The organism is Campylobacter vicugnae (genome assembly GCF_002139875.1).
Taxonomy (GTDB): Bacteria; Campylobacterota; Campylobacteria; order Campylobacterales; family Campylobacteraceae; genus Campylobacter; species Campylobacter vicugnae.
In genome coordinates, this window is sequence record NZ_CP018793.1 from 1,182,182 (window position 1) to 1,198,301 (window position 16,120).

17 protein-coding genes are annotated in these 16,120 nt (G+C 30.7%); 8 read left to right on the top strand and 9 right to left on the bottom strand.

Annotated elements, in window-relative coordinates; genetic code table 11:
* Window positions 1-78 precede the first annotated feature (78 nt).
* The 5 genes from CVIC12175_RS06095 to CVIC12175_RS06115 are packed head-to-tail and all read right to left on the bottom strand — an operon-like array spanning window position 79 to window position 4,941.
* Window positions 79-597 carry a MotE family protein gene (locus tag CVIC12175_RS06095; RefSeq protein WP_086256619.1) on the bottom strand — a complete coding sequence of 173 codons (519 nt, stop codon included), beginning with the start codon at window positions 595-597 and terminating at the stop codon, window positions 79-81.
* Entirely contained in the window at window positions 598-1,023 is a 426-nt protein-coding gene (locus tag CVIC12175_RS06100; RefSeq protein WP_086255569.1) for a flagellar export protein FliJ, read from the bottom strand.
* Window positions 1,020-2,270: an adenylosuccinate synthase gene (locus tag CVIC12175_RS06105; RefSeq protein ID WP_086256618.1), complete on the bottom strand. Its 1,251-nt coding sequence runs from the start codon at window positions 2,268-2,270 to the stop codon at window positions 1,020-1,022. Before CVIC12175_RS06105 ends, CVIC12175_RS06100 begins: the two co-directional genes overlap by 4 nt.
* Before the next feature lie 9 nt (window positions 2,271-2,279).
* A complete protein-coding gene (locus CVIC12175_RS06110; RefSeq protein WP_086254438.1) occupies window positions 2,280-3,122 on the bottom strand; it encodes an ATP phosphoribosyltransferase regulatory subunit in 843 nt (280 codons plus the stop codon).
* A 22-nt stretch (window positions 3,123-3,144) separates the two neighbouring features.
* On the bottom strand, window positions 3,145-4,941 hold the full coding sequence (locus CVIC12175_RS06115; protein WP_180380669.1) for a PAS domain S-box protein: 1,797 nt from the start codon (window positions 4,939-4,941) through the stop codon (window positions 3,145-3,147).
* Between the two features lie 126 nt (window positions 4,942-5,067).
* Between CVIC12175_RS06115 and CVIC12175_RS06120 the strand changes: the two genes are divergently transcribed.
* Window positions 5,068-5,643, top strand: a complete 576-nt coding sequence (locus tag CVIC12175_RS06120) for a BON domain-containing protein (RefSeq protein ID WP_086255572.1) — start codon at window positions 5,068-5,070, stop codon at window positions 5,641-5,643.
* A gap of 80 nt (window positions 5,644-5,723) precedes the next feature.
* The gene (locus CVIC12175_RS06125) at window positions 5,724-6,209 is read left to right on the top strand and encodes a DUF4405 domain-containing protein (protein ID WP_086255573.1); all 486 of its coding nucleotides are present in this window, start codon (window positions 5,724-5,726) and stop codon (window positions 6,207-6,209) included.
* A 25-nt stretch (window positions 6,210-6,234) separates the two neighbouring features.
* Here the strand turns inward: CVIC12175_RS06125 and CVIC12175_RS06130 are convergent, their stop codons facing one another.
* Genes CVIC12175_RS06130 through CVIC12175_RS06140 form a run of 3 tightly spaced genes read right to left on the bottom strand, consistent with a single transcriptional unit; the run spans window position 6,235 to window position 9,983 of the window.
* The gene (locus CVIC12175_RS06130) at window positions 6,235-8,673 is read right to left on the bottom strand and encodes an efflux RND transporter permease subunit (protein WP_086256616.1); all 2,439 of its coding nucleotides are present in this window, start codon (window positions 8,671-8,673) and stop codon (window positions 6,235-6,237) included.
* Window positions 8,670-9,263: an MlaC/ttg2D family ABC transporter substrate-binding protein gene (locus CVIC12175_RS06135; protein ID WP_086249051.1), complete on the bottom strand. Its 594-nt coding sequence runs from the start codon at window positions 9,261-9,263 to the stop codon at window positions 8,670-8,672. The genes CVIC12175_RS06130 and CVIC12175_RS06135 overlap by 4 nt, the downstream gene beginning before the upstream one ends.
* Window positions 9,264-9,266: 3 nt before the next feature.
* Window positions 9,267-9,983 carry an MlaA family lipoprotein gene (locus tag CVIC12175_RS06140; RefSeq protein ID WP_086302605.1) on the bottom strand — a complete coding sequence of 239 codons (717 nt, stop codon included), beginning with the start codon at window positions 9,981-9,983 and terminating at the stop codon, window positions 9,267-9,269.
* Window positions 9,984-10,160: 177 nt separating this feature from the next.
* Between CVIC12175_RS06140 and CVIC12175_RS06145 the strand changes: the two genes are divergently transcribed.
* The 5 genes from CVIC12175_RS06145 (at window position 10,161) to CVIC12175_RS06165 (ending at window position 13,897) form a co-directional block, all read left to right on the top strand.
* Entirely contained in the window at window positions 10,161-10,949 is a 789-nt protein-coding gene (locus tag CVIC12175_RS06145) for a TOBE domain-containing protein (protein WP_086254344.1), read from the top strand.
* Between the two features lie 144 nt (window positions 10,950-11,093).
* Window positions 11,094-11,825: a molybdate ABC transporter substrate-binding protein gene (modA, locus tag CVIC12175_RS06150; RefSeq protein WP_086255575.1), complete on the top strand. Its 732-nt coding sequence runs from the start codon at window positions 11,094-11,096 to the stop codon at window positions 11,823-11,825.
* Between the two features lie 8 nt (window positions 11,826-11,833).
* The gene (locus tag CVIC12175_RS06155) at window positions 11,834-12,661 is read left to right on the top strand and encodes a sulfate/molybdate ABC transporter ATP-binding protein (protein WP_086315925.1); all 828 of its coding nucleotides are present in this window, start codon (window positions 11,834-11,836) and stop codon (window positions 12,659-12,661) included.
* Window positions 12,658-13,323: a molybdate ABC transporter permease subunit gene (gene modB / locus CVIC12175_RS06160; RefSeq protein WP_086315926.1), complete on the top strand. Its 666-nt coding sequence runs from the start codon at window positions 12,658-12,660 to the stop codon at window positions 13,321-13,323. Before CVIC12175_RS06155 ends, modB begins: the two co-directional genes overlap by 4 nt.
* 31 nt (window positions 13,324-13,354) lie before the next feature.
* Complete coding sequence (locus CVIC12175_RS06165) at window positions 13,355-13,897, top strand: hypothetical protein (RefSeq protein ID WP_086315927.1); 543 nt, start codon at window positions 13,355-13,357, stop codon at window positions 13,895-13,897.
* A 33-nt stretch (window positions 13,898-13,930) separates the two neighbouring features.
* Here the strand turns inward: CVIC12175_RS06165 and CVIC12175_RS06170 are convergent, their stop codons facing one another.
* A complete protein-coding gene (locus tag CVIC12175_RS06170; protein WP_236861062.1) occupies window positions 13,931-14,725 on the bottom strand; it encodes a sulfite exporter TauE/SafE family protein in 795 nt (264 codons plus the stop codon).
* 131 nt (window positions 14,726-14,856) lie between these two features.
* On the opposite strand from CVIC12175_RS06170, the gene CVIC12175_RS06175 reads away from it, so the two are divergent.
* Window positions 14,857-16,119: an anthranilate synthase component I family protein gene (locus tag CVIC12175_RS06175; RefSeq protein ID WP_086302686.1), complete on the top strand. Its 1,263-nt coding sequence runs from the start codon at window positions 14,857-14,859 to the stop codon at window positions 16,117-16,119.
* Window position 16,120 lies beyond the last annotated feature (1 nt).

Below are 16,120 nucleotides of genomic sequence, written 5' to 3' on the forward strand. Positions count from 1 at the left end.
AAACGACCTTTATAAATTTTTGGCTAATTTTATCAAAAAAATATATAAAATCAGCTAAAACAGCAAGATATGTTAAATTTATTTATCCAAATTCGTCTCTTTAAAAAGTTCATCATTTTTTAAAATTTGAGTTAGCTCTGCTGCAATTTGTGGATCCATCTTAGCAAAAATTGTAGATATTTTCTTAGCTTCAAGCGAGTGCAAAACTTTAGCCGCTTCATCGCGTGGAAGTTCTGATATTATCGTAGCTGCAGCACCATCTTTCATCTTGGCATACACCTCTAAAACTTTATCGCTTGTAATGCTTTTTAGCTCAGCTAAAATTTTCTCATTTTTTGCAAGCATATTTTTAATATTTTCTTCTTTTTGGCTTATTAATTCTAATGTTTTATTTAAATCCTTTTCTTTAGACAAAATTTGAGCTTCTCGCTGATTAAATAGCGTATGAGTCGCTGCTCTATAAGCCTCAAGCTCTTGACGAGAGCTATCTATGCGCTCTAAATTTTTAGCAATATTTGCCTCTCTATCAGCTAAAATCTCATCGTTATTAGCATGTAAAAATATAACCAAAAATAGTACAAAATATATAGACTTCAACTACTTATCCTTATTAAAAAACGAATGCCTCATAGTGCCTAATTCATCTAGGTTTTTAGCCTCTTTTTTCTTAATATTTTTTAGCTCTTTTTGTATCTCTTCTTTTTCCATATATCTTACTTTTTCAAGCTCAATATAGGCTTTTTTATACTGAAATTCAAAATGAACAATCTCTTTTTGAGTAAGAAGAATTTTCTCTTTGATCTTATCTTTTTGGCTTCTTAAAAGCTTTTGATGCTCAATTGTAGATTGAATTTTAGATGATGAGCCGCTTTTTGGGAATTGGCTCATATTTATCTCTGCATTTATCGCATCCATAGATCTAGTAAGCTCACGAAACATCGCCTTGGACTTAGCTAGACTCATTTCAATCCTATTTAGCTCCTCTTCTTTTACCTTAACGATTTGTGAAAATTGATTACTCATCTTAGTATAGTATCACTCCTTTCAGGACTAGTAGAGACGATGCTAACTCTAACTCCAGTTAGCTCCTCTATACGCTCTATATACTTTTTAGCATTTTGTGGAAGCTCATCATAGCTTTTTATACCACTGATACTATCCCAGCCTTCAAGCTCCTCATAAACTGGAGTAACCTCATCTAAATTTGCTGGCATATAGTCTATTAATTTGCCATTATACTCATAAGCTTTACAGATTTTAATAGTTTTAAATCCATCAAGTACATCTAATTTCATAAGTGCATAGCTATCTACGCCATTTAGTCTTGAGGCATATCTAACTGCTACGGCATCTAGCCATCCGCAGCGTCTTCTTCTACCTGTGGTAGTTCCATACTCTTTGCCTACTTCGCACATTGTATTACCATCATCTCCATGATCTTCAGTTGGGAACGCACCATTACCAACTCTTGTGGTGTAGGCTTTTAAAATACCAATTACATTGCCAATGCTTTTTGGGCTTAAACCAAGACCAGTGCATGCACCAGCAGAGATAGTATTTGAGCTAGTTACATATGGGTATGTTCCATGATCTATATCTAGCAATGTTCCTTGAGCGCCTTCAAGAAGAATTTTTTTATTCTCATCCATTGCCTTCCATAGAATTTGAGTAGTATCAGCAATATAAGGAGCCAAAGCCTCTTTAAATCCTTTAAGCTCTTGATAAATCTCATCTTTACTAGGAATTTGCACACCAAGAGCATCTAAATAAACCCTATTAGTTTCAAAATCATTCATTAAATTTGTACTTAATAGCTCAGGATTTAAAAGCTCACCAACTCTATGCCCTGTACGGCTAATCTTATCAGCATATGCTGGACCAATGCCTTTACCAGTAGTTCCTATGGCTTTATCACCTTTTAGTCTCTCTTTGGCTTGGTCAATTAAAGAGTGATAGGCTAAATTTAAGTGCGCTCTATCGCTGATATAAAATCTACCTTTTAAATTCTCAAATTGCGCCATCTCTTTTATCAATACTTCAGGATTTACTACTACGCCATTGCCGATAATATTTATGATATTTGGATGCAATATACCACTTGGAACTAGATGAAGTGCATATTTTACGCCATTTACCCATATAGTATGGCCAGCATTATGTCCGCCACCGCTTCTGCACACTAAATCATAATTTTGTGAAAGCATATCAACTATTTTGCCCTTACCTTCATCGCCCCACTGAATTCCAACAATTAAATCTGCTTTTGTCATATCAATCCTTTATTTGCTTCTTAAATTCTCTATCACAGCATCGCTAAATATAGCAAACCCAGCTGAGATATTTCCATCTATTTCATAGCTACCACCACTACTTAAAATGCTATTATCGCATAAAAACCTAAAAAATAGCTTATCATAATATCTCATTTTGGAGTAATAAAGTGGTGCATATATGCGTTTTTCATAGTTGCTAGCTAATCCTTTTATTGAGTTTAATGGCTCTTTTAACTCGCTTGGTGCTATATTTATTACTGAGTCTATATCTGCATCACTTTTGATATTAGCTAAACGATTTAACCATGGCAAATTTAGTCCCAAAATTACCTCTAATCTGCCATTTTCAAATACGCTAATTGGTAAATTTAAAAGCTGGCATATTATCTTTGGAATTTGAATATTACTAATTTGCAAGTGTGCATCAATGCCAAATTCTTTAAAAATCTCACTAGCTATATCTATACATGGCATAATGTTGCTATCGCCTAATATCTCAGCGCCAATTTGATAAATTTCGCTATTTGGATATTTAAATACAGGCTGGATATAAAACCATCTTTTAGTATTGCTATCTTTTAATCTTTTAGTAGCTATTCTAACAACATCTATTGTGCTATCACCACGAAGTGCGATCTCAAGATTTTCTTTATCTCCAAAGCGTATTAAGCTCTCAGGCTTTACACTAAGTCTTTGATGATGACTAAAATATGGAGTAATAATCTCACTAAAGCCGTTATTTTCCAAAATTTCAGCAGCTTTGGATTCAATTAATCTTTTTAGCTTTGCACTAGAGCCAAAGTATAGCTTTGATCCATCTGGAATGTCGTGTTCGTAAATTTTTTGCATATTTATATTCAAATTCCTCTCCTTACTCCATTATTTTATAAAATGATGCTATATATCGCTGGATTATATCATGTTCATCTTTAACAGCTGTAATAACTAAATGCTCAAGATATATCTGCCCTGCGCGGTTTTTATTATAAATTTTACCACTCCAACTGCCAAAATGCTTAATATCAGACCACATCTTAGCGTAAAATACATTATCATGCCTATCTGAGCGTAAAATTTGAGGTTTTTTGCCTATTACTTCTTCTTTACTATATCCTGTAATCTGTGAAAAACTATCATTAATATCAAGGATATTTCCAGATGCATCACATATCATAATTCCATTTATAGAGCTTAGCATTATCGCATTTATTAAAGCTCTTTGGACTACATAATTTTGGTGATCGCTAACATCAGTAGCAGTACCAATAATCTCATCAGAATCATTTAGCGTATCTAATGCCTTAGCTTTTATTCTAGTATAAATTTGACTTCCATCTTTTCTAAGTAGCCTTATATCGCACTCAATCAGCCTTGAAATACCATCTACATATCTATCTAACTCATCAATCAATATATCAATATCATCTCTATAAACAATTTTATAGATATCTTCAATAGAGCTTACACCCATATCAAAGCTGTTTTTATAGCCTAAAAACTCGATAAAATCAATACTAAATTTAAAAGCTCCACTTTGAGCAAAATACTCAAATCCAAGTAGATTACTACTTAAAATTCTGCTTTCATATCTTTTTAATTTACCAGTTAATATCTCTTTTAATATCTCTTGTTCATTATTGTCAAATAAAAACATAGTAATCTCTATTTGATCATTTATGTTCTTACTTGATACAAAAAGCCTAAACCAACTATATTCTCCACTAATTAATCTAAATCTATATGAGCGATCAAGCTCCTTTTTCATATCATATATACTATTTTCTAGTTTGATTTTACGATCAAGTTCTAAGCTTAAAAACTCTATATCATCGCTATGGCATATGGTTTTAAGATCTATTTCTTGATTTTCATTTTTGATTAATAAATCAGCATTTGAACTAAGCTGAGTAGTTAGCCATTTATCTGAGTATATAAATTTAATTACAATTGCTGGATTATTTTCTATCATTGAAATTTCGTTATTTAGGCTTTGTATTCGCTCTTGAGCTTTTGAGGCATCAAGGATAATCATAAAATATGAATCATTAAAATATAGACTAACTGGAGTGCTAATAACCTCAACAAATTTAATCTCTCCATTAGATAATCTATGCTTTTGATACTGGCTTTTATGATTATCTTGTATTCTAATATCAAATATACTCATAGTCAAAAGCTCACCCTTAGAATATCCATAAAACTCTACAGCACGCTTACTAGCATCCATTATAGAGCCATCTTTGGCATCTATAAAAAGAATCTTAATATCACTTTTATCAAAAAGCAAGCTATAATATTCCATATAATATTTTAAGCTATTTTGCGAACAAACCCACGATGTAAAAAACTCATAAATATTTTTATTAATATGATAAAAATCTAAATTTGAAACTGGGTCAATAATCTCTTTAGCAGCTAGTTTATCAATAAAATTTTTAGTATGAGAGATTGGCACAATAAGATTATTTTTAATATATAAAAATATCTCTATAAGCAGAGCCAAAAGTATAATACTAAGTGTAGAAAAACCCAAATATATAATATTATCTACATTATCTTTAGTAAATATAAAATATAAGCTAAAAATACTCATAAAAATAAATATAGCTAAGATAATTACAGCTCTTTTAAGTAGTCCAGAAGCAAGAAAAACTCTGCCTTGTCGCATATACCTAACCTTTGGCATAACTAAATTTACACAATGTAAGACTAAATTTTATCTAAATTTTAATAAATTCAAGCTAAATATCTATTTTTAAGAAAGCCTTGGTTAAAATTTCGATAAAATTACACGATGAAATTTATCGCTTGTACAATTTTAATTGGTATTATTCTTAGCGGTTGTTCGCTTAAATCTCCACTGCTTAATATAACTTCTGCATATGATATTTATACTATTGGCAAGGACGAGCGTGGCATATATACAATCATAAAAGATAATATAATTCAAAAAAAGATCCAAGCCAAAATCCTAACTAGTTCAAATTTAAGTAACTTTGATATTGATGTGGTTTCTCAATGGGCAGAGGTATTGCTAATTGGCGAAGTAGAGAGCATAAATGATAAATTAAAATTGATAGAATTAGCAAAAAACACACTTGGAGTAAATCACATAAAAACATATATAAATCTAAAAACTCCAAACTCGTGCCACTTCTTAGATGAGTTTGCAATCTTAACAAAAATAAAAACAGATCTAATCTCAGACTCCTTAATTGATAGTACAAATATCAATATACATATTGTACAGTGCGATGTAGTATTTAGCGGAGCAGTAGCAACTAAAGAGCAAGAAAAGCGCGCTTTGTGGTATGCTTTACACACTGATGGAGTAAATAGCGCTTACTCATTTTTGCATATTTTAAATTAAATTTTATCCAATAATACCAATTCACATCTTTTTAACACCCCTTTGTAATAATTTGCCAAATTTAACCAAAAGGATAAAATATGAAAATCTCTAGACCAATAGCTACAACTGCTACAATAGCTACATTTTTTCTTGTTGGAGCCACTGGTGCTCTTATGTTTTTTGATCTTAAAAATCACAATATTAAGACAATTCATGAATATATAGGTATAGTAATGGTGCTTGCGTGTGTGCTTCATATAGTTGTCAATTTTGCCGCATTTAAAAAATATTTTACAGGCAAAAAGCTTGGCTTTATCACCCTTAGCATAGCAGTAGCAGTAGCATTTATGATTTTTACCCCTACTTCATCAAATATGCCAAAAAACCCACAAAAAGAGTTATATAATAGTTTTATGAGTGTTAATCTAAATAACGCTATAACTCTTTTAAATAGCGATAAAACAGTATTAAATAGCTATTTAAATAGTAAGAATATTAAATTTGAAGATATAAATATTAGGGAATTTATTGCTAAAAATAGATTAAATGAGCAAGAGTTTATAAATATTCTTTTAAATAAATAAAGATAATTGGAGGCTTTGCCTCTAATTATCTTTTATACAATGAAACAATCATCGCTGGAAGTAGTATTAAAGCTCCAAGCAGCATCATAACCATAACTAAATCAGTTAAAACACCAAAGTATATAGTTGGCCAAAAATTACTAAGACTCATCACGCTAAAGCCTAAAAATATCGCAAATGATGTATAATACATCGCATAACCAATACTTGTATGCGAACGCTTAATAGATTCAGTAACGCTATATACTCTATTTTCATTTTTAAATCTATGGATATAATGGATAATATCATCAACACCAATCCCAAGACTAATAGCAGCTATGGTAATACTCATAATATCAAGAGGAATTCCAGCTATACCCATTATGCCAAATACAGCACAAAGCGGTACAAGATTAGCGACAATCCCAATAATTGAGAGCTTAAGACTTCTAAATATTACAACAAAGACTAAAAATAGAGCCAATACAACAAAGATAAATGTATCAGCTTGAGAGCTAAAGAGAGCTTGAAGCATATTGTTATATAAAACCATCACACCAGCTACTTGCACCTCTACTGGTTCATTTTTAAGTAGCTTTTCAAGATCAGTTTTTAATGATTTAACAAACTCATCACGGCGTAAATTTGGATCACTATCAATAGTACGGATACTAAATCTAACCTCATTGTTTTCTATATTTAAATATGGAGTTAAGATTAATTCTTTATATTCATCAGGTAGATTTTTATATATTAACGAAAGAGCCAATGGATCAAGCTCACTGCCTTTATTTATGCTTTTTCCGACTTCAAGTAAGGTTGCTAAAGAACCAACATTTCCAATAAAATCACGCTGATTTAAAAATTTATCAACCTTTTTAATAATCTCAAGCCTATAGGCATTAAACCAATATTTAGCATCATTAGCTTCACTAGCAAACTCATCTTCAAAATCACCCAACTCATCATCACTAAAATTTTCTTCAATTGGATTAAATTTGATAATAACATCAAGAGGAATTGTCCCGCCTAATTCTTGATCAATTACCTTCATACCTTGATAAATTTCAGTATCTGATTTAAAATACCCAATAAAGCTATTTTCTACTCTTAGCTGAGTAATGCCATAAATTCCAATTACAACAATAATAATGCTAATAGCATATATAATTTTTGGATTATTTATAGCAAGATTAGCACACCACTGGGTTAATTTAAAATGATTTTCAAAGCTCATTTTTGGTGCTTTTTTCTTAAGCAGCATAAGCAAACTACCAAAAATAAAAAATACAACTAAAAGCGATATAGAGATACTCACACTCATCATCGCCCCAAGCATAATAATAGGCTTAATATCGCTTAAACAAAGTGATAAAAAGCCAATCACAGTGGTAAAAATCGCAAAAAAACATGGATTAAATTTAGATCTTAAAGTTAGATAAACTAGCTGAGCATTTGTATAGTTTATATGTTTTAGATACAGCTCACGATAAGCGACAATTAAATGTATAACAACTGAAATGGTAATAATAAGCTGAAGTGCTATATAATTAGAGCTAATAACAGTAATCTCATATCCCAAAAGCCCAAATAATCCACTAGCTAAAATTACACTTAAAAAGCAAACAATAACAGGCAAGACAACAAATCTAATCTGCCTAAAAAATAACCATAAACAAAATCCAAGAAGCAACAAAACGCTACTTCCATAAATTGCTAAATCATTTTTAACAAAGCTTACCATATCATTAGCAATCATACTAATTCCGCCTAAAAATAGCCGCTCATCTCCTTTATGACGCTCTATAATCTCTCTAATTTTAGCTATATTTTCGTGTTCAGCAATACGCTGAACATCTCTATATTTTTTAAATTCAATTTCTAAATTTGCTAACTCTTCTTGCTCGCTTTTGCTTAGCTCTTTAGTGCTATTTTTTAGTGCGGCTATTTGTTCTAAAAATTTAGTATAAATCTCATCATCTTTTAAATTTACCAAAATTGATGTAGTTTTAAAATCACTACTTGTTAGAGAACTTTTATATAATGGGCTATTTAATAATTCATCTTTTGCAGCACTCATATCAATGCCAGATTTACTTAAATTTGGCACATCATCTATAAGTTCGCTAATGCTTAAATTGGGATTATTTGTTAAAAGAGGAGCCTTTAATATAGAAAATACAGAATCTACACTTTCTAAACTCTCAAGCTCTTTTGAGATTGCTTCAATTTTATTTAAACTTTGCTTGCTTAGTAAGCTAGAATTTGGCGTATAGGCAATTACTAAAAAATTCTTACTCTCATAGCGTTTAGCAATCTCTCTCCAAATGGCTAAATCTTTATCATTTTCTAAAAGCAAAGTCTGAGTTGATGCATCAATCTCTAATTTATACGAAAAAACTCCAATCCCAAGACAAATAGCCAAACTTATAGCTAAAACTGCCTTAGGAAAGGCAACTATGAGTTTAAATATATTTTTCATTTAGTAGTTGTATTGTTATCAAGTGAGACACTTTGGAGGCGTTTAGTTATCTCATTAAACCCAGCACTTTGCGATAAATCGCTAAATTGACTTCTATAACTTTGGATTATACTTACATCTAAAATATCTACATCATATATGAGATAATCACTTCCATTAGCTGGATGAAATTTAAAAATTAAAGGGTAATTCTCGCTCTTATTTTTTATAATTGCATGGACATTGTATCTATTTTTATTAGTTAATTCACCCTTTACAAACTCAATCTCTTGATCGCTATAATATCCAAGTTTTTGAGTAAAAGAGGTTTTTAAATTTGCTACAAAAAGCTTTATAAACTCATCCTGTTCAGCCTTATTAAGTGTTTTATATAGCTTAGATAGCGATAATCTAGCCATCAAAGAGTAATCAAAATATGCATCAAAAAGCTTAAAAAGCTCAAGTGGTTTTTGCTCTTTACTTATCTTGCTATCAGCCATTATGTTTAACGCTTTTTTAAAATCACTCTTTAGAGTCTCATCAATACTTTTAAGCTCTATACCAAAAGATATTGAGCAAATTAAAAACAATAAAATAAAAACTTTTCTCATACCTTACTCCTGAATTTGTGCATTTCTGCGTTGTTCATATCCATCTTTAATAAATGAATATAGATCAATTGCGCCACTAGTTAATTTATTATACAACTCTGGATCCATAGAGCCGTCGTTGATTATCTGCCATGATTTTGCAGCTAAATTTAGGTGAAAATATTTATTTCCATCATCGGTAAAAACTTCATTTGTATAGGTTAATGGATTTATGAAAAAATCTCCGCCCATTCCTACTAAATCTCTTAAATTTGTCTGTCCTAAAATAGGCAATACTATAGGAAAGCCACTACCAATTCCCCAATATCCTAGCGTCTGGCCAAAGTCTTCATCATGTTTTTTAAGCCCATAAACATTAGTTGCAGCATCGCTTATACCGCCAAAACCAATAATAGTATTAGCAATAAATCTGAGTGTCTCCTCTCCAGCTGCTGCAAATTTAAACTGTAAAAGATTATTAACTAGCCTAATTGGAAACATTAAATTATCAAAAAAATTACTTATAGCATCTTGAGCCGGGTCTGGCATTATATAATCATAGCCTTTAAATGTTGGTATCAAGATATTTTGATATACAACATGATTAAACTCAGTCATAACCCTATTATATCCACTAAGTGGATCAAAACTACTAGTAGCATACTCATCTTCAAATGAATCAATATCATCAGCAAAACAGCTAATTAAAAATATAAAACTAGCCAAAAAAATCCTAGCCATAATATTACCTCATAAATTTAAAAAGGTAATATTATATCAGCTCAAACTTAAGTTAGTATGAATTACAAAATTTACTATATTTAGTATATTTTATTTTTATTTTTTCAAATATAAACCCAATTTTAATAATAAAATATTATAATACGCCAAAGAAAAATAAATTTAAAAGAGGTTTTTATGAAAGCTAGGATAAATCTTGAGCTATTTTTAGATGATGAAGTAGCCCTTTTGCCAAAACATATCAAACTTCTAAAAGCCCTAGATGAGACTAAGAGCATCACTAGAGCCGCAGCTGCAGTAGATATATCATATAAAAATGCCTGGGACTGCCTAGATCTAATCAACTCTAAAGCCAAAGAGCCATTAATTGCTAGAGTAAATGGCAAGAGAAAAAATAGTGGTAGTGAGCTTAGTGCATATGCAAAAGATATTATAGATATGTATGAGGCGATTTTAAAAATTCAAAATAATTTATTAGATGAAATCTGTAGCAATCCAGATATTCACGCCATAAATAATTTAAAAAGGAACAATATGAAGCTAAGCGCTAAAAATCAACTTCAAGCTACAATCACAGATATAAATATCGGTGCAGTAAATGCGCAAATCACAGCTAAATTAAGTGATGGAACATTGCTAAAATCCATAATCACAATAGATAGCCAAAAAGAGTTAAACTTAGAAGTTGGAAAAGAGGTTTTATTTATCTTTAAAGCTTCAAGTGTAATTTTAGCTAAAAGCGATGATAATGAGCTTAAAATTTCTGCATCAAATAAACTAAAAGGCAAAGTAGCTAAAGCTACAATAGGCGCAGTAAATGCACAAATTACCATAGATATAGGAGATAATAAACTAATCTATGCAACTCTAACAAATGAATCAGCTCAAGATATGAGAATTAATGTCGGTGATGAAGTTGAGCTATTTATCAAAGCTAGTCAAATTATCATAGCGACACAGGCTTAGTTTATTACTTGCTTGGTATTAGCCAAGCAAGAGTAATTACTAACTTTTTAAAATATAAATATATAATTTATATTTATAAATATCCATTTATTTACTATTTTTTCATATAATTACAAGTATAAATTTATAATATTAAGGATAAATATGAGATCAATTTTTCTACTTTTAGCTTTTGCGGTTTGCTCTTTTGCTTCAACACTCAATGTAGCCGCAGCGGCAAATGCAGCCTATGTCTTAGAAGAGATAAAAAGCGAATTTATCAAACTTCACCCAGATGCTAAAATCAACATCACACTAGGCTCAAGCGGTAAATTAGTAGCCCAAATCAAAAATGGTGCCCCTTTTGATCTATTTTTAAGCGCAAATATAGATTTTGCTGATGTATTATATAAAGATGGTTTTGCCCTTAATAAACCTGTTATTTATACTAGCGGAAGCGTGGCTATTTTGAGCGTTAGAGGCTATGAACCAAGCCTAAACTCATTAAAAAACAAAGATATAAAAACAATAATAATAGCCAACCCAAAAACCGCCCCATACGGCGCCGCCACGATAGAAGCATTTAAAAATGCCGGAATTTATGATGAGATTAAAGATAAAATCATTGAAGCAAATAGCATAGGCGATGCTCTAAATCAAACTATAAAAGCTGGTGATATCGGTTTTGTCGCAGCTAGTGCTTTAAAGGCTGAACAGATGCTACAATATACAAATTATGCTATTTTAGATGGCTCACTTCATACTAGTATAGACCAAGCAATGGTAATCTTAAATCATGGTAAAGAAAATAAATTAGCTAAAGATTTTTATGATTACTTGCTTAGCAAACCGGCTCAAGATATATTTGTTAAATTTGGATATAAAGCGATTAATTAGGCGAATTTATGATCCATTTCCACTGCCAAAAGTCCTTTGACGGATTTAAGCTTGATCTTGAATTTAAAATAAATAATGGCGAATTTGTAGCCTTATATGGTAAAAGTGGTAGTGGAAAAAGCACGATTTTAAGACTCTTAGCTGGTTTTGATAAACCAAATAGCGGAGTAATTAGCAATGATGAGCAAATTTATTATAATAAAAATATATTTTTACCACCTCAAAAAAGAAATATTGGATATCTATTTCAAGATTATGCCCTATTCCCTAATATGACTGTAATGCAAAATCTGTTATTTGCTAGCAATGATCTTAAATTTGCTACTGAACTTTTGGAGTTTATAGAGCTTTTAGAGTTTAAAAATGCCCTACCTAGCACTCTCTCAGGTGGCCAAAAGCAACGCATAGCATTAGCTAGAGCGCTTATGAGACGTCCTAAAATACTGCTTTTAGATGAGCCGTTATCTGCTTTAGATATGAGCTTACGCACTAAATTGCAAGAGTATTTAATCCAAATTCACAAAAAATACTCCATGAGCATAATCTTAGTCAGCCATGATAAGCACGAAATTTATAGACTTGCAAGCCGCATTTATGAGATTAATAATGGTAAAATAGTTCGATCTGGCTCACCAAAAGAGCTATTTTTAAGCTCTAATTTAGATGATAATATCAATCTATTAGCCACAATTTTAGACATCAATGATAATACAATCACTTGCGAACACGCAAATCAAATTTATCAAATAAATCAAACTACTCAAAATAGAAATTTAAAAGTAGGCGATACTATTACTCTAAGCGCTAAAATATCAAATTTAAAGATTAGCAAATGATTGACTGGACTCCATTTTTACTATCGTTTAAACTAGCTTTTATATCAACAATTATACTATTTTTTATCTGTTTGCCTCTTGCTTATATAATAGCTAGGTCTGAGTTTAAATTAAAGCCAATTATTGAGAGCATTATATCACTTCCTCTTGTATTGCCTCCATCGGTGCTTGGATTTTATATATTGATATTTTTATCTCCATACTCATTTTTGGGCGAGTTTATGCAAAAGCATTTTGATATTAGACTTGTTTTTAACTTTACTGGCCTTGTTATTGCTAGTTGTATCTACTCTTTACCATTTATGTTTGCTCCTATTTTATCTGGATTTAAATCTTTGCCAAACTCTTTAATTGAAGCTAGTTATAGTCTTGGCAAAGGCAAAATTACTACACTATTTAAAGTAGCAATGCCAAATATTAAACCATCTTTATTAAGTGCAATTATCATTAGTTTTGCTCATACTTTGGGTGAATTTGGAGTAATTTTGATGATTGGCGGAAGTATTGAAGGAGAGACTAAAGTTGCTAGTATTGCTATATATGACGCAGTTGAGATTTTAGATTATAAATTAGCTCATATATATTCAGGAGTTATGCTTGCAATTAGCTTTACAGTGTTATTTTTAGTATATTTTATCAACCAAAAAATAGAAAAAAAATAGTATAATACCTGGTTTATTTTAAAGGATTTTAATGAAAAATATAATTATTTCTTTGCTTATTGCTTTAACATTTATAGGTTGTGGTAAATCTATACAAACTAGCTATCTATCTACATCAGATCCGGTATTTATCACTGAAAATATAAAAGGCAAAAGCTTTAGCATAGCCTCACAAAATTTCACACCAAATTTTGAGCAAAATTTAAGCAAAGCATTAGAGAAAAACGGCTATAAAAAAGCTATAAAAAATCCAGATATCGCTATCAAAATAGCTCTAAATTATATACGCAAAAATAGTGATATTAGAAATAATAACTTTATGGAATTTGGGTTTGGTAGTGGTGGATTTAGAAGAATCGGCTTTGGTAGCGGATTTGGTGGCGGCTATGAAAGTGAGTATTTTTATGATGCTCAAGCCTCTTTATATATCGCTATTAATAACGGCAAAGATTATCAAACAAATTTAAACCTACAAAGTCAAAAATCTAGCTTTGATTATGGCCTAAACCAAACTAAAGATAATTTTGAATCTAAAATAATAGATAAGATTATAGAAATTTTAAATGGCTTTTAATATAATCTAGGAGTTAAAAGCTCTTAGATTATATTAAAACACAATATTTTTTATCATTAAAATAAACATAATTATATAAAGCCCCAAAGCTAATTTTTTTTGAATTTGCTTATTTGCTCTATGGCCAACTTTAACACCAAAATATACCCCAATTATCGAGCCAATACCTATCATTAAACCGGTTTTATAATCTACTAAATCAGCATTTGCCAAACTAATAAGCCCAGCAAATGAGCTAAATACTACAAAAAATAACCCAATTGATACTGCCTTTTTAATATCCATTTTTAAAAATCCAACAAATATCGGAGTTAAAAATAAAGCCCCACCAAGACCAACAGATATAGCTATGGCACCGACAAATACCCCTACACCAAACATTATAGGCTTTGAGATCTCTTTTGGATTTGTATTTTGTACATCGGCTTTAAAAAATTTAATTATCGCAACCAAAAGCATAAAAAGCACAACTAGTTTAAGCACTATACTAGGAGTATTAGCAACAATTAACCCGCTAAAACTCGCTCCAACAAGCCCACCAATTCCAACTATAATCCCATCATTTAGCACTAATTTTTTATTTTTATAATTCACATAACTACCAAATAACGCTCCCATAAACATCTGAAGCACACTAATACCAATTGCACTTTTAATATCAAAACCTAAATTTAGTAGTATTGGAACCAATATCGTACCACCACCAATACCAAAAAATCCACTAACAAACCCAATTCCCATACCAATTAAGACAAAGATAATAAACGCTGTAATTATCGCCATCATAGGCATATTATCAAACATTATTAAACCAAATTCGCCAACCATTTTTATACCTTAAATTTAATACCAAATTATAATAATCTTAATATAAAACTAGCTTTAAAAGATTAAATTTTAAGATTGATAAAGAAAATTTTTTGTATAATATTTTTTTAAAAAAACTTTTTGGAGATAAAATGCTTTTATATGATCCCACTATATATTTTAGAGAAATTTTAAGCAGATATCCACGCTCATATCTAGCCGAAGATGAGACTCAAGCAATTATAGGAATTGATTGTGAATATATAAGTGGAGATGATTTTGCTAAGCTAAATGATAGGATTAAAAATGGCAATAAAATCTCAAATTTTGCCGGACTTTTTGGAATTTTAAGCTATGAAGCAGTATATAAATTTGAAAAAATTGGCGATATCAAACCTATGCTTTATGAGTTTCCACTATATCATTATAGCGATGCTAAAGCATATTTGCACTATGATAAACAAAGTAAAATTTATAGTTTTTATGGAGATAGCATCTACTTTAAAGAGCTTGAAAATATAAAACCTCAAAATATCCAAAATCAAAACTACTTCTACACTATAAAAAGTGATTTAAAAAATGAAAAAGAACACTATTTAAATATGATCCAAACTGCCAAAAAATATATAAAAAGTGGGGATATATTTCAAGTTGTTCTATCTAAAACCTTAGAGTTAGAGAGTGATTTTGATCCACTTGAGTTTTATGAAATTTTAAAAATACAAAATCCTAGCCCATATATGTTTTACTATCCAAGCGAATTTGGAATTATAGTAGGTAGTAGCCCTGAGCTTGTAGTAGAGATTAAAAAGGGTATAATCCACACAAGCCCAATTGCTGGTACAAGAAAGCGTGGAGTAGATGCCAATGAAGATGAGAGTATAAAAAAAGAGCTTTTAAGTGATGAAAAAGAGCTTAGCGAGCATAGAATGCTTATTGATTTAGCTAGAAATGATATAGGTAAATTTGCTCTTAGAGGCAGCATAAAGGTAGTAAATCCAATGCATATCAAACTCTATGAAAGTGTAATGCATATTGTAAGCGATATCTATGCAGAGCTAAGTCCATCATCAACTCCACTTAAAGCTCTTACTACTATTTTTCCAGCTGGGACACTTAGTGGTAGTCCAAAAATTAGAGCAATGCAGATTATAAATGAGCTTGAGAGTTATAGTCGTGGAATTTATGGCGGAGGGATTGGTTTTTGGCATTTTAATGGAGATATACAGATGGCTATTCTTATTCGTTCAGCTATCTTTACTAAAAATTTAAATTCAACTTCAAATAGAGTATTTATCGGTGCTGGAGCTGGAATTGTCTGGGATAGCGTTGCTCAAAATGAGTATGATGAGATCTGCAATAAACGCAAAAGCTGTCTAAAAATATTTGAAAAATACGCAACCCAAAGGGATTAAA

What these genes read in the sequence shown, in the direction of transcription:
- CVIC12175_RS06115 (WP_180380669.1), bottom strand. Translation starts at nt 4,941, where the DNA reads ATGCGACAAGGCAGAGTTTTTCTTGCTTCTGGACTACTTAAAAGAGCT.
- CVIC12175_RS06155 (WP_086315925.1), top strand. Translation starts at nt 11,834, where the DNA reads ATGATCCATTTCCACTGCCAAAAGTCCTTTGACGGATTTAAGCTTGAT.
- CVIC12175_RS06170 (WP_236861062.1), bottom strand. Translation starts at nt 14,725, where the DNA reads ATGGTTGGCGAATTTGGTTTAATAATGTTTGATAATATGCCTATGATG.
- CVIC12175_RS06120 (WP_086255572.1), top strand. Translation starts at nt 5,068, where the DNA reads ATGAAATTTATCGCTTGTACAATTTTAATTGGTATTATTCTTAGCGGT.
- CVIC12175_RS06145 (WP_086254344.1), top strand. Translation starts at nt 10,161, where the DNA reads ATGAAAGCTAGGATAAATCTTGAGCTATTTTTAGATGATGAAGTAGCC.
- CVIC12175_RS06110 (WP_086254438.1), bottom strand. Translation starts at nt 3,122, where the DNA reads ATGCAAAAAATTTACGAACACGACATTCCAGATGGATCAAAGCTATAC.
- CVIC12175_RS06140 (WP_086302605.1), bottom strand. Translation starts at nt 9,983, where the DNA reads ATGGCTAGGATTTTTTTGGCTAGTTTTATATTTTTAATTAGCTGTTTT.
- CVIC12175_RS06135 (WP_086249051.1), bottom strand. Translation starts at nt 9,263, where the DNA reads ATGAGAAAAGTTTTTATTTTATTGTTTTTAATTTGCTCAATATCTTTT.
- CVIC12175_RS06165 (WP_086315927.1), top strand. Translation starts at nt 13,355, where the DNA reads ATGAAAAATATAATTATTTCTTTGCTTATTGCTTTAACATTTATAGGT.
- CVIC12175_RS06130 (WP_086256616.1), bottom strand. Translation starts at nt 8,673, where the DNA reads ATGAAAAATATATTTAAACTCATAGTTGCCTTTCCTAAGGCAGTTTTA.
- modA (WP_086255575.1), top strand. Translation starts at nt 11,094, where the DNA reads ATGAGATCAATTTTTCTACTTTTAGCTTTTGCGGTTTGCTCTTTTGCT.
- CVIC12175_RS06175 (WP_086302686.1), top strand. Translation starts at nt 14,857, where the DNA reads ATGCTTTTATATGATCCCACTATATATTTTAGAGAAATTTTAAGCAGA.
- CVIC12175_RS06105 (WP_086256618.1), bottom strand. Translation starts at nt 2,270, where the DNA reads ATGACAAAAGCAGATTTAATTGTTGGAATTCAGTGGGGCGATGAAGGT.
- modB (WP_086315926.1), top strand. Translation starts at nt 12,658, where the DNA reads ATGATTGACTGGACTCCATTTTTACTATCGTTTAAACTAGCTTTTATA.
- CVIC12175_RS06125 (WP_086255573.1), top strand. Translation starts at nt 5,724, where the DNA reads ATGAAAATCTCTAGACCAATAGCTACAACTGCTACAATAGCTACATTT.
- CVIC12175_RS06100 (WP_086255569.1), bottom strand. Translation starts at nt 1,023, where the DNA reads ATGAGTAATCAATTTTCACAAATCGTTAAGGTAAAAGAAGAGGAGCTA.